Genomic DNA, 12,915 nt, shown 5'->3' with positions numbered 1-12,915 from the left:
TTGGTCAGGCCCGGCTACGGTGGCCCGATGGCGAAGGGGAGCGCGCCGTGCGTGAAGTGCTACCTGGCCTTCGCGCTCGTCGTGGTCATCGTGCTCGCCGCCACCGGCGTCTGGAATCCGTTCCCCGGCCTGTGGGACTGGGTCAACCGCAGCCAGCCACTGGCCGACCCGGACGTCACCTGGCAACAGCGGATCGGCGGAACTCCGCAGAGCGTCACCATCACCGAGCGCGCCGTCATCGTCGAGCACCGGCTCACCGTCGAAGGGCGCAGCATCACCTCCGGCAACCAGGTGTGGGAACACAAGGCCGACTGGGCGGCGGTCGCCGGTGACGGCTCCGACCAGGTGGTCGCCACCGGCGAACTGCTCACCGACGGCTACCAGGTGCTCAACCCGGCCACCGGTGCCGTGCTGCGCGCCGACGACGCCGCCATCGCCGTCTGGACCTACCGCGACGCGCTGCTCGACGTACGCTGCGCCGGCCCACGCGACTGCACGCTGACCGCCTGGGACCCGCGCGGCAAGGCTCCACGGTGGACCGCTCAGCTGCCCGGGATGGGGTTCGTGCTGTTCGCCGACAACCCGAAACTGGTCACCAGCCGACCGTTGACCGCCGACGACGTCGCCGACGACGCCGGCGGCCCGCAGACCATGCCGACCGTGCTCGGCTTCCCGATCGACGGCAAGATCCACGTCGTCGAGACCCGCACCGGCCAGGTCCTGCAGGAGCTGGAAGAGGACCGGCACGAACGGATCGTGGTCTTCGCCGGCCGGGTGTTCAGCCTGGTCGCCACCCCACGCGACGGTGCCTGCTACTACACGGCGAAGGGCGTCGACCCGGTGACCGACCTGCCCGTGTGGCAGCGGACCGGGATCAACCTGCGCACCGCCGACCGGATCGGCTGCGCCCAGCGGGACAACCCGACCGGCGGCGCCAACGTCCTCGCCGGCATCGCCCCCGACATGCGGGAAACCGTCATCGACGCCTACGACGGGCGGGTGCTGTGGACCGGCGCCGCCGGGCAGGAGCTACGCGCAGTCGACGACCGGTACGCGCTGACCCGCTCCGCCGATGGCGAGACCCTCCAGGCGTACGTGCTGCCCACCCCGACACCCCGGTGGACCCGCCCGATGCACCCGGACGCGCAGCTGGCCCTCACCCGGCACGCGGCCCTGGTCGTCGACCGCAAGCCGGACCGGGTCGTCGCTCTCGACCCGGCCACCGGCACCGAGCTGGTCAACCTGCGTACCTCGGCGGAGGTGCTGGCCGTCGGACCGCGCGGCATGGTCATCGGTGATGGCCGGGAGATCGGCTACGTCCGGTTCGCCGGCGCCGCCGCGACCCCGCCGGTCGGCGGCCCGGACGACCCCGCCGATCCCGGCGGCCCCGACCCCGGCCCCACCTGCGGCGGCCCCAAGCAGGAGGACTGCCCGGCCAAGGGCTGACCCACCCGGGGGTTGGGAGCTGCGGCCACCTCTGGCCTAGGCTTGCCGGTCATGAGCAGTGCCGCCCCGTTCTCCCACACCCCGCTGCTACCGACCGGCGACGACCTGACGGAATACCGCCTGATCAGCGACGAAGGCGTCGACGTCGTGCACGGGCCGGGCGGGCGACGGTTCCTCACCATCGAGCCGGCGGTGCTGACCGCGCTGACCGCCGAGGCGATGCATGACATCGCTCACTATCTGCGTCCGGCGCACCTGGCCCAGCTGCGGGCGATCCTCGACGACCCGGCAGCGTCGCCCAACGACCGGTTCGTCGCCCTCGACCTGCTGCGCAACGCCAACATCGCGGCCGGCGGGGTGCTGCCCATGTGTCAGGACACCGGCACCGCGATCGTGATGGGCAAACGCGGCCGGCACGTGCTCACCGACGGCACCGACGAGCGGGCCATCGCCCAGGGTGTGTACGAGGCGTACACCAAACTGAACCTGCGCTACTCGCAGCTCGCGCCGATCACCATGTGGGAGGAGCGCAACACCGGGACCAACCTGCCGGCTCAGATCGAGCTGTACGCGGAGGACCCGGGCGGTCAGCCGGACGCGTACAAGTTCCTGTTCATGGCCAAGGGCGGCGGCTCGGCCAACAAGTCGTACCTCTACCAGGAGACCAAGGCGCTGCTGAACCCGACCAGGATGATGCAGTTCCTGGAGGAGAAGCTGCGGCTGATCGGCACCTCCGCCTGCCCGCCGTACCACCTCGCGATCGTCGTCGGCGGCACGTCGGCTGAGTTCGCGCTCAAGACCGCCAAGTACGCCAGTGCCAAGTACCTGGACAACCTGCCGACCAGCGGCAGCATCGGCGCGCACGGCTTCCGGGACGTCGAGCTGGAGGCGCAGGTGCTCGAACTGACCCGGCAGTTCGGGATCGGCGCGCAGTTCGGCGGCCGGTACTTCTGCCACGACGTACGGGTGGTCCGGCTGCCCCGGCACGGCGCCTCCTGCCCGGTGGCGATCGCCGTCTCCTGCTCCGCCGACCGGCAGGCCGTCGCCAAGATCACCCCGAGTGGGGTGTGGCTGGAGAAGCTGGAGACCGACCCGGCCCGCTTCCTGCCCGATGTCACCGACGAGACCCTCGCCGCCGATCAGTCCGTCGACGCCGACGTGGTCCGGGTCGACCTGAATCGGCCGATGGCCGAGATCTGCGCCGAGCTGTCGAAGTATCCGGTGAAGACCCGGCTGTCGCTGACCGGCCCGCTGGTCGTCGCCCGGGACATCGCGCACGCGAAGATCGCCGAACGGCTGGATGCCGGCGAGCCGATGCCGCAGTACCTGCGCGACCACGCCGTCTACTACGCCGGCCCGGCGAAGACCCCCGAGGGGTACGCGTCCGGCTCGTTCGGCCCGACCACGGCCGGGCGGATGGACGCGTACGTGGAGAAGTTCCAGGCCGCCGGCGGCTCGCACGTCATGCTGGCCAAGGGCAACCGGTCCGCGCAGGTCACCCGCTCCTGCGGTACGCACGGCGGCTTCTACCTCGGCTCGATCGGCGGCCCGGCGGCCCGGCTGGCGCAGGACTGCATCCGGCACGTCGAGGTCCTCGAATACCCGGAGCTGGGCATGGAAGCCATCTGGAAGATCGAGGTGGAGGACTTCCCGGCGTTCATCGTCGTCGATGACAAGGGCAACGACTTCTACGCCGAGGTCACCAAGCCTGTCCTCACCGTCGGCCGCCGCTGACCGCCGAGCCCTGGGTAACGACGGAACCTCATCGATCCTCGAACCTGCCAATGACTGTGCGCTCGGGATGGTAGACGCAGCGTCACCGGCTCGGGTCGGAGTGCCCGGTTGAGTTTGATGCCACAGGTGCATCTTGATGCACCTGTGGCATCAAGCCTGTGGAGGCATCCCGAGTTCCCCGAGGGCTTGAGTGTCGAGGGCTTTCCGGGACCTGCATCATGGCTGTGAGCCAGGATTTCACCCGTTTTCCCGGTTTGGTTTTAGTGAGTATGGCCGTGCCGCTGATGCTCGCCACGCCGCCACTGGCGAACACTGCGCCAAGTAGCGCATCGCCCCTGGTCAAAAATGCGGCCCCTAACCCGAGAAACGCTAACCCGCTGCAAAGAAGCGTGGTCATGTATGAAGTCTCGCTTTCAATCAGGTTGGCGATTCCGGCTACGACGGCAGCTACTCCACCGCCGACGCCCGCCACCCCGAACAAATCTTCACCTTGCATCAGTAGGATGGTCCCGCCGGCCGTCAGCGCTACTCCGCCACCGATGCGCATTATCTCGACAAGGAAGCGGTTGCCTACTAGCAATGCGATCCCGCCGCAGATTCCAGTAGCCCCGCCGGCCAGACACGTCACTCCAAGAAGGAAGCGATTGCCGAACAGTAGGGAAACGCCGGCGCAGATGGAAGCGACCGCGAAACCGGTCAACGGTACCCAGGCTGAACGTCCAGTCAGTACGAATATTGTTCGGATGTCCCCCATTAGGGTGGCGGCGCCGTAGCCGAGGTATGCCACTCCGAAGCAGCCGATCGCGATCCCGACTGAAGGGGCGTCGGCTAGAAAGCCCACAGCAATCCCGATGACCGCTACCCCTCCGCCAATGAATGCGGCGCCAGCTAGCAGCACAGTGGCGGTTCGCGCACTACTTGGGACGAGTGCGGCGGTGATGGTCGCCGTAGCCGCAGCGAAGGTGACGGGTCCGGCCCAGGATGGAGACCCGAAGGCTGCGGCGATCGCTCCGATTAGACTCGCCGCCAGCAATGCCCAGATCGCGCAACGCACAACTGGAGCTCGCTGAGGCAACCGTCGTAGCCAGGTGGACGTCGTCAGCGCTGCGGCCATGGCTGCAACGACAGCAACGCCCCGGTAGCCAACATCGCTGCTGAGGACATTAACCCCCATGCCGCCTGCGGTACCGATAAGCACGCTGGTGAGTCTGCCTCTCCAGTCCAACCCGGAGCGTTCTGAATCCTGCTCTGAGCATCCGTCTGTCGTGGCATCACACTTATCCAGGGCCGCCAGGTTGCTCAATCTGCTCCTCGACAGGACTCGGTCATTCCAATATTGTCACCCTATTTGTAGCGCGCGAATGCCTGTCCTGTCAAATTGGTTTTGCGGCCTGGAAAGACATTCGGATTAGACTGGTGTGAATTCCGCTCACTTTGCGCTCTGCTATACTTCCACGCCCGGTGAGGTGGGTCGTTCACGTATCAATTCTTGACGGAGATTCAGTGCGCTATCCCGATCGCCGGCCCGTTGCCAATCGTGTCGGCCGGTGGGTCACTGGCCGTCGCGGTCGACACTCTGGCTGCTGCGGCACGGAATTCTCGATCGTGGACTATCACTGAGGAGGGCAGATGCTGCCGAAGAACCGCATTCCAACCCACCCGGGCGAGGTGCTGCGGGAGGAATTCCTCGGCCCACTGGACGTGACGCAGGTGGCGCTCGCCGAGCACATCGGCGTCTCCGTGCAGCGGGTCAACGAGATCGTGCGGGGCAAGCGCGGCGTCACGCCGGAGACCGCATGGCTACTCGCGGGCGCTTTCGGAACGACCCCTGAGTTTTGGATCAACCTGCAGGCCGCTCACGACCTGGCGCGGACCCGGCCGTTACGGGCAGTCGCGCAACTGCCGGCGGCGGCCTGATCTCAAGGGGTGGCCCCCGGCGTCGCTGACCAGCGGCGGGTGGTGCCGGTCGGTCCCACCCGCCGCGTGGTGCGATCGGGTCAGCCCAGGTACTTCTCCCAGGGGCCGGTGATGGCCAGGGTGAGACCGGGGTCCTGCATGTTGACGAAGAGCACCTTGCCGTCGGCGGTGAAGACCGGCCCGCAGAATTCCGAGTCGTTGAGCTGGTTGCGGGCGATCGCGTAGGTCGGCCCGCCCGGGACCGAGCTGAGCACGTGGGACGCGCCCGAGCCGTCCTCGGCCAGCACCAGGCTGCCCCACGGGGTGACGGTCACGTTGTCCGGCCCGTCGAAGGTCAGATCGCTGTATTTGGCCGGCGTACCCTCCTCAGACGAGGTCTGGTGCGGAAAGTACGTGACCAGCTGGATGGTCTCGGCCCGGTAGTCGTAGAACCAGACCATGCCGTCGTGCGGGGCGGCGTCCGCCGGCAGGTCACCGTCCTCCCAGGCGTACGAGTTGACCACGTACACGCCCTGGTCGGTGCCCCACACACCTTCGAACTTGCGGCCCCGGGTGACCTGACCGTCGGTGAACTGCTCGCGCAGGGGAGTGGTCCGGGCGTCGCGCTCAGGGACCTCGATCCACCGTACGGGGAACGGCCGGCCCAGCTGGGCGGAGGTCAGGTAGGCGACGTCCGGCAGCACCGAGCCGTCGTCCATGATGATCTGCATCGCGGCGAGGGTGCCGGCGTCCGGGGCGAGCCGGGTCAGCACGCCGGGGCCGAGCTTGACGCGGCGCGGCGCGGTCCACCGGTAGAACAGACCGTTCGGCCCGTCGGCGTCCTCGGACAGGTAGATCTTCGTACGGTCGGCGTCGATCGCCAGCGCCTCGTGGGCGTACCGGCCCAGGCATTTGATCGGTGTCGGGTCGGCGCGTCCGTCGGCCCAGACCTCGAAGACGTAGCCGTGGTCCTTCTGGTACGTGCCGGTGCGGCCGTCCTCGTCCCACTCGTCGCCGGCCCGGTCATCGGTCTCCTCGCAGGTCAGCCAGGTCCCCCACGGGGTCGGCCCGCCCGCGCAGTTGTCGACGGTGCCGGAGATGGCGACGAACTCGCCGAGGTTGCGGCCCGCCCGGTCGGTCCTGATCACCGTGCAGCCGCCGGCGTCGACCGCGCCCGGGTCGTAGACGGTGCCCGCGACGTGCGGTACGCCGAACTCGGCCCCTGGGCCGAGCTCATGGTTCTGGATCAATGTGTACCGGCCGCGTCCGGCGTCGAAGACGGCCATCCCGTCGTGCTCGGCCGGGGTCAGGCCCTGGCCGCGGTCGAGGCGGGTGACGCCGGTGCGGGTCACCACGGTGTAGCGGAAACCCTCGGGCAGGGCGAGGATGCCGGCGGGGTCGTCCACCAGCGGCGGGAACGGTACGTGGCCACCGGTCCTCGGCGGGTGGTGCCGGCCGGGGTGGGCCTGGGCCAGCGACGGAAGGCCACCGGTGACGGCGAGGCCGACGCCGGCCGCGCCAGCGGCGCCACCGGCGAGGAAGGTACGACGGGAGGAAGGCACGTCGATCGGGCTCCTGTTCGGCTCGAAGGTGTTGACGTGACGCAACCCCCGCGGACCGACGGCCAACCGTCCGTACGGTGATGATCCGGCGACATCGATGTAAAGAATCGGGGTCACCGGTCGCCGTGACCCGGCGCAGGCGGTCAGGCGATGAGCCGGTCTACCAGCTCGAACCGCTCGTACGGCTGGTCGTGGTCGCCGAAGTGCCCGTCGTTGCGCACGATCTGCGTACCGCCGAGGCGCTCGAACATGGCTCGCCCCTGCCGATCGTCGCAACCGTACGGATCGATGCGGGAGTTGATGAAGTAGATGTCCCGCACGTGGGACCGGATCGCGGCCCAGTCGTATTCCGGCTGCAGGACCGGTTCCTGCTCGATGTTCGGCGGCGTGCAGTAGCCGGCGACCAGGATCGCCTGGGCCACCGTCACGTCGATGTGCTGCAGGATCGCGAGCAGGAGGGCCGCGCCGCCGGAGTGGCCGACGAGGACCGTCTCCTCGTCGAAGCTGTGTGCGTCGAGCACCTTGGGCAGGAACGTGGCGATCGGCTCGAAGTTGAGGCCCGGATGGTGCGGCACCTCGACGGCGTACCCGCGGGCCGTCAGTCGCCCGGCCAGCCACCGGTACCAGCAGACGTCCGGGCTGCCACCGGTGCCGTGGAAGATGAGCGCGCTGCGACCTGCCATGCCCGCATTGTCCCCGGCGGCCCGGACCCGACTGCACCGGGCACAGGTGTTCTCCACGACGGTCGGTCTCCCCTCGCGGTGTGGGATTCCAGTCATCCGCCGTCGCTACTGACTGTGCCTCCCTGCGGCCCTTCCAGCGGCTCGGTGGGGCGCACGCTGAACAGGTCGCCGGGCTGGCAGTGCAGCACGTCGCAGATGGCGGTCAGAGTGGAGAACCGGACCGCTCTGGCCCGGTCGTTCTTCAACACCGACAGGTTGACCACGGTGACTCCGGCCCGGTCGGCGAGTTCGGTGAGGGTCATCCGGCGGTCGGCGAGCAGCCGGTCGAGGTGACAGACCACCCGGTGACCGGCGGACTGTTCGTCGTCGGTCGGGGCCATCAGACCAGTCCGTCGAGGTCGGCGCGCATCGCCGTGCCCCGGCGCAGGAACTCGGCCGCCGCGCCGAGGCCGAGGCCGAGCAGCAGGACGGCCACCGGCGGGTCGATGACGGCTTGCAGCGTGAGGGTCTGGTCCGGCTGCCAGGCGTGCCGGGCGGCGCTGACGAGTGCGAGGTGCCCGGCGGCCTGCAGCGCGGCGGCCAGCGATCCGCCGAGCAGGAGTACGGCGGCCGCCGCGCCGACCCGGCGGGCGTTGCGCGGGTGGAAGGGGTCCGCTGAGCGCAGCGACCGCACCACCCGCCACAGCAGTCCGCCGGCCGTCGCGACGACGGCGGCGAGCAGCAGCGCCGGCCCGAAGATCCAGAGCCGGTCGCCGACGGTCGGCTCGGTCACGGTCAGCAGGGCGGCGTCCTGGGGCGTGAGCGTGAAGCGGCCGGCGGTGGCCTGCGGTCCGAGGTCGGTGGTGGGGTTCACCGTGACGGGCACGACCAGGTTGTCGGCGATCAGTACGCCGATTGCCGAGGCGGCGGCCAGCAGGGTGCCGAGCGCCACGGCACCTGCCGTGACCGTCTCGAAGGCCCACTGACCGGCCGGAGCGGTACGGGGACGACGCCCCCGCTCGATGTCGTGCCGCATGGGCAGCCCTTCCCTATCGAAATTCGATATGAACTTGGTCTAGTATATCGAATCTCGATATGTCGCAGCGGGTCAGCCCGCCAACGGCACGTCGGAGCGACCCCATCCGCCCACCGGAAGGCTGGACCAGCCATGACCATCCCCGTTGCCGTCCGCTCCGCCGGGGTGTTCCTCGCCGGCGCGATCATCTGCTTCGTCGGCCCACCGCTGGCCATGGGCGTGTTCGCGGCCGACGGGGTGCCGGCGGTGCTGGTCGCGGTCGCCGCCGCCGAACTGGTGTCGGCCACCGCCCTCATCGCCTGGTGGTTACGCCGCCACGGGCTGACCCGCCGAAGTCTCGGCCTGACCTCGCGGCACTGGCGGCGGGACATGCTGATCGCGGTGGCCACCGTCCCACCCCGCCTGCTACTGGAGTTCGGGGTGCTGATGCCGGCGGCCGGCGGCGAAGCCAACCCGGAGGTCCAGGAGATCCTGCGCATGTCCGCCGCCGGACCGGCCGCGTTGGCCGCCACCCTCTTCCTGGGGATCGGCGGCGGCGGCATCGCCGAGGAGCTGTACTTCCGCGGGTTCCTGCTCGGGGCGATCCCGCAACGGTCCGCCCGCCCCCAGGTGACGCTGTGGGTGGCGGCGGTCGTCTCGGTGGTCCTGTTCGGCCTGCTGCACCTGCCGGCCAGCGCCCTGGACGCGCTGTCCATCACCGTCGCCGGCCTGGTCTACACCGGGCTGTTCCTGGCCACCCGCCGGCTGACCGCACCCATGGTCGCCCACGCGTTGTGGAACGCCGCCGCGCTCTGCACGGTCCTCGTCATCTACGGCTGATCACAGCTGGGTGGCGGTCCGGACGAGCCCGGCGACGGCCCGGGAACGGTTGTCCGGCAGCCAGGCGAGCACGGTGGTGACGTGCGGCGCGTCGGTCAGCGGCACGGCGGTGTGCGCGCTCCACAGCCAGGACCGGGACGAGGCGCACAGCACGGCCATCGTGTGCCCGAGGGCGATCAGCTGGGCCAGCTGCGACTGGTCGCGGATCTCCGGCCCGGGTCCGGGTTCGTACGTACCGTCGGGGCGCGGCCAGCGGGCGACCGGCAGCCCCGGCACGTCGCCGATCTCGGCCATGGTCAACGACGTACGGGTGGTGAGCGGATGTCCGGCGGGCAGGATCGCGACCTGTTGCTCGGTCAGCAGATCCTCGGTGTCGAAGCCGGCGAGCGAGTCGAACGGCCGCTGCATCAGCGCGGCGTCGGCGCGGCCGTCGCGCAGCATCCGAGCCTGGTCGCCCAGGCCGCACAGCACGACGTCGATCTCGGCGGCGTCCGGCTCGGCGGCGTGCGCGTCGAGCAGCTTCTGCAGCAGTTCATGGCCGGCGCCGGCCTTGGTGACCAGGGTCAGCCGGTTCGCTCCGGCGGCGGCGCGGCGGGTACGCCGGGCGGCCGCGGCGGTGGCGTCCAGGATGGCGCGGGCCTCGTCGAGCAGCACCTGACCGGCGTGGGTGAGCGCCACCCCTCGGCGGTCGCGGTCCAGCAGGGTGACGCCGAGGCGGCGTTCCAGCTGGGCGATCGCCCGGGACAGCGGCGGCTGGGCGATGCCGAGCCGTTCGGCCGCCCGGCTGAAGTGCAGCTCCTCGGCGACCGTGACGAAGTACCGCAGCTCACGGGTCTCCAGCGTCTCCACGCCGACAACGATACGTCGGTGATACCCGCCGGGTATGACAGCGGCACCCAGACGGTGTAACAACGGCGGCTACCGCCGCGCCACCATCGGCGTCATGACCGAAAAGACCACGACCGGAACGAAGACCGCGCTGGTCACCGGCGCGAACAAGGGACTCGGCTACGAGATCGCCGCCGGGCTCGGCGCGAAGGGCTACCGGGTGGCGGTGGGGGCGCGCGACGCCGCCCGGGGCGAAGCGGCCGTCAAGGCGCTGCGCGCCGCTGGCATCGACGCGTTCGCCGTACCGCTGGACGTCACCGACGACCGCAGCGTCACCGACGCCGCGCAACTGATCGAACGCACCGCTGGAGGACTTGACGTCCTGGTCAACAACGCCGGCATCGCCGGCGAGACCGGGCCGGGGTGGGAGCAGGACCCGACCACGCTCGACCTCGACGCCGTCCGTGAGATCGTCGACACCAACGTGTACGGCGTGATCCGGGTGACCAACGCGATGCTGCCCATGCTGCGCCGGTCGGCGTCGCCGCGCATCGTCAACATCTCCAGCAGCGTCGGGTCGCTGACCTGGCAGTCGGACCCGGAGATCAACGTCGGCCCGGTGATGGCGGCCTACTCGCCGACGAAGACGTACCTCAACGCGGTCACCGTGCACTACGTGCGGCAACTGGCCGACACCAACATCCTGATCAACACGGCCTGCCCGGGGCTGGTCGCCACCGACTTCACCGGCGGCGTCGGGCGTCCGGTCCAGGAGGCCGCCGCCACCCCGATCCGGCTGGCCACCCTGCCCGACGGCGGCCCGACCGGCACGTTCGTCAACGACGACGGCAGCATCCCCTGGTGATCTCCCGGCCCCGTCGGCGAGCCCCGGTCTGGTGACTCCGTCTCCGGTGACCGGGCTGGACCAGCCCGGTCACCGGAGACGGACCGAGGCGGCGTGCGGTGGTGCGGAGCGCCCGCCGCCGATCATCGGCTCAGCGGCAGCTACGGCCGGCGTTGATGCACTTGGCGATCTTCCGCATCTGCTTCTCCGAGTTGACGTTGATGAAGTCGTTGTGGTCGGAGAACGGGTTGTGGTCCTCCTCGGGGAAGGAGTCGAGCAGGTACTGACCCTTGAACTGCACGTCACGCGGGATGTAGTAGGCGATGGTGATCCGCAGCTGCGGGATGGCCACGAACCCGGTCGGGCAGGCGCCGGTGGTCGCGTCGGCGAACGACAGATGCGACCGGTGGTTGTCGCTGTCGATGTTGACCCCGTCCCAGCAGCCGGGGAAGTCATGGACGCGCAGCACCTGGGAGCCCTTCGGGCAGATCGGGTACTTGTCCGACAGCCGGTCGGTGAAGCCGGAGCAGGTCCAGGACTTGCGGGCGTTGCCCGGCCCGCGACTGGTCGGCTTCGACTCACCGGTCAACGCCCGCAGGAACCGGGGCATCGGGGTCACCTTGCTGACCGGGTTGCCCCGGTACTCGATGAGCACCTCGGCGGGCCGGACGATGCCGCCGGTGTTGCCGGGAAGTTCCAGGTCCGGGCCGGACGGGACGGGCAGCGCCGACGGTTCAGCGTCCGGGCCGTCGGCACCGTCGCCGGCGCCACCGTTGTCGCCCCTATCGCCCCCATCGCCGCCGTTGTCGCCGGACCCGTCGGTGCTGCCCGGCCCGAGCAGGGTGCAGGACGCCAGCTGGGTCAGCCCGGTCGGCCGCGCCGCGTGCCGACCGATCGCGATCTCGATCCGGTCGAGGGTGGCCCGCCGCTTGTCGCGCAGCGGTCCCACGATCGCGTTCTGGGCGAAGTTCGGGCCGCCCTCGCCGGCCGTGGTCAACAACCGCTCGTTGGCCTCGGCGATCTGCCGGTCGAGCAGGTTCAGATTCTGGTCGACCTCGGCGGCCGCCTGCGCCGGTACGGCCGGCAGCCGGTCCCGCACGGTCGGGCACTCGACCATCGGGTTGGCCTGCGTCCGACCGTCCGTGCTGTGCCCGGCGTGCAGGGCGTCGTAGCTGACCGCACAGTCGACCAGCGACATCAGGCCGGTCGGTCGGGCGCCGAACTGGCCGAGCTCACCCGCGACCTGCCGGAGCGTCGCGGCCCGACGGGCGCGCAACCAGCTGAGCACCTCGTTGTTGCGCCGGGCGTCGACCCCCTGACTGCCGGCAAGCCGGGCGTTCGCCTCGGCGATCTGCCGGTCCAGCTCGCCGAGCGCCCGCTGAACGTTGCCGTACGCGGCCGGCGGGATGGACGGCATGCGGTCCCTGGCGGGTGGGCAGGACACCGTCGGCGTCCCGACGTCCCCGACGCCGGAGCGGGGAGAACGGTCGATGCGCACCACCGGCCAGAAGTACGACGACCGGTCACCGTTGCGGCAGGTCGTGCCGGACGCGGCCAACGCCTCGTCGCTGGTGTTCGCGTTGATCGCGAGGTTGCCGACGAAGTCGTGCAGGTGCTCGGCGCCGTTGCTGATGCCAGGCTGAGCCACCGGGTTGTCCGAGCTGAACTTGCCGTTTCCGTTGGTGCCGCAGTCGACCGTGAACACACCGGTCGAGCCGTTCGGCCCGGCGGCCACCTCGACGACGTTCGGCGCGACCTCTTCGATCCGGACCGAGTCGGCCGGGATGGATCCGGCCGACGCGGAGTTGCGGCCGCCACCGGACACGAAGGTCACGACGGCGGTCGCCCCGAGGGCGACGGTGGCGACCGCCACGGTCACCCCGCGGATCGTACGGCCGTCGACGGCCCGGCGGCCCCGACTCTTCCTTGGTTCCATCGGCCTCTCCCTACCTGTTGCCAGTGATTCCAGGGCCGGTGTCGGCGCCTGGTGTCGATCGCTGGTACGGGCCTGCCGGCGGCGGCAGTTCGGGTTCGGGTCGGCTCGTAAGCTCCTGGTAAGAACTGCGCGAGCTCCTGGTGAGGACTGCT

12 protein-coding genes are annotated in these 12,915 nt (G+C 70.0%); 5 read left to right on the top strand and 7 right to left on the bottom strand.

Features of this window, described 5'->3' with window-relative positions; genetic code table 11:
• The first annotated feature begins 27 nt into the window (after positions 1–27).
• Positions 28–1,446 carry a hypothetical protein gene (locus tag O7629_RS23900; protein ID WP_278171922.1) on the top strand — a complete coding sequence of 473 codons (1,419 nt, stop codon included), beginning with the start codon at positions 28–30 and terminating at the stop codon, positions 1,444–1,446.
• A 51-nt stretch (positions 1,447–1,497) separates the two neighbouring features.
• Positions 1,498–3,180: a fumarate hydratase gene (locus O7629_RS23895; RefSeq protein ID WP_278171921.1), complete on the top strand. Its 1,683-nt coding sequence runs from the start codon at positions 1,498–1,500 to the stop codon at positions 3,178–3,180.
• Positions 3,181–3,262: 82 nt separating this feature from the next.
• On the opposite strand, the gene O7629_RS23890 is transcribed toward O7629_RS23895, so the two are convergent.
• Complete coding sequence (locus O7629_RS23890; protein ID WP_278171920.1) at positions 3,263–4,378, bottom strand: hypothetical protein; 1,116 nt, start codon at positions 4,376–4,378, stop codon at positions 3,263–3,265.
• Positions 4,379–4,809: 431 nt separating this feature from the next.
• Between O7629_RS23890 and O7629_RS23885 the strand changes: the two genes are divergently transcribed.
• Positions 4,810–5,097, top strand: a complete 288-nt coding sequence (locus tag O7629_RS23885) for a HigA family addiction module antitoxin (RefSeq protein WP_278171919.1) — start codon at positions 4,810–4,812, stop codon at positions 5,095–5,097.
• 80 nt (positions 5,098–5,177) lie between these two features.
• On the opposite strand, the gene O7629_RS23880 is transcribed toward O7629_RS23885, so the two are convergent.
• The 4 genes from O7629_RS23880 to O7629_RS23865 all read right to left on the bottom strand — a co-directional run bounded on the left by O7629_RS23880 (position 5,178) and on the right by O7629_RS23865 (position 8,336).
• Positions 5,178–6,638 (bottom strand): alkaline phosphatase PhoX, encoded by a 1,461-nt coding sequence (locus O7629_RS23880; protein WP_278171918.1) that lies wholly within the window; start codon positions 6,636–6,638, stop codon positions 5,178–5,180.
• Positions 6,639–6,781: 143 nt separating this feature from the next.
• Positions 6,782–7,321, bottom strand: a complete 540-nt coding sequence (locus O7629_RS23875; protein ID WP_278171917.1) for an alpha/beta fold hydrolase — start codon at positions 7,319–7,321, stop codon at positions 6,782–6,784.
• 92 nt (positions 7,322–7,413) lie between these two features.
• Entirely contained in the window at positions 7,414–7,701 is a 288-nt protein-coding gene (locus O7629_RS23870) for a helix-turn-helix transcriptional regulator (RefSeq protein ID WP_278171916.1), read from the bottom strand.
• Positions 7,701–8,336 carry a DUF2975 domain-containing protein gene (locus O7629_RS23865; RefSeq protein ID WP_278171914.1) on the bottom strand — a complete coding sequence of 212 codons (636 nt, stop codon included), beginning with the start codon at positions 8,334–8,336 and terminating at the stop codon, positions 7,701–7,703. Before O7629_RS23865 ends, O7629_RS23870 begins: the two co-directional genes overlap by 1 nt.
• A gap of 132 nt (positions 8,337–8,468) precedes the next feature.
• Here O7629_RS23865 and O7629_RS23860 point away from each other — a divergent pair, with 132 nt between their 5' ends.
• Positions 8,469–9,155 (top strand): CPBP family intramembrane glutamic endopeptidase, encoded by a 687-nt coding sequence (locus O7629_RS23860; RefSeq protein ID WP_278171912.1) that lies wholly within the window; start codon positions 8,469–8,471, stop codon positions 9,153–9,155.
• Here the strand turns inward: O7629_RS23860 and O7629_RS23855 are convergent, their stop codons facing one another.
• Positions 9,156–9,995: a LysR family transcriptional regulator gene (locus O7629_RS23855; RefSeq protein ID WP_278174660.1), complete on the bottom strand. Its 840-nt coding sequence runs from the start codon at positions 9,993–9,995 to the stop codon at positions 9,156–9,158.
• Between the two features lie 103 nt (positions 9,996–10,098).
• On the opposite strand from O7629_RS23855, the gene O7629_RS23850 reads away from it, so the two are divergent.
• Complete coding sequence (locus tag O7629_RS23850; RefSeq protein WP_278171911.1) at positions 10,099–10,848, top strand: SDR family oxidoreductase; 750 nt, start codon at positions 10,099–10,101, stop codon at positions 10,846–10,848.
• A gap of 130 nt (positions 10,849–10,978) precedes the next feature.
• Here O7629_RS23850 and O7629_RS23845 read toward each other — a convergent pair whose 3' ends face one another.
• The gene (locus O7629_RS23845) at positions 10,979–12,706 is read right to left on the bottom strand and encodes a DUF1996 domain-containing protein (protein ID WP_278171910.1); all 1,728 of its coding nucleotides are present in this window, start codon (positions 12,704–12,706) and stop codon (positions 10,979–10,981) included.
• Positions 12,707–12,915 lie beyond the last annotated feature (209 nt).

It is taken from the genome of Solwaraspora sp. WMMD792 (genome assembly GCF_029626105.1).
GTDB lineage: Bacteria > Actinomycetota > Actinomycetes > Mycobacteriales > Micromonosporaceae > Micromonospora_E.
This window is presented reverse-complemented; position numbering and strand designations above follow the sequence as displayed.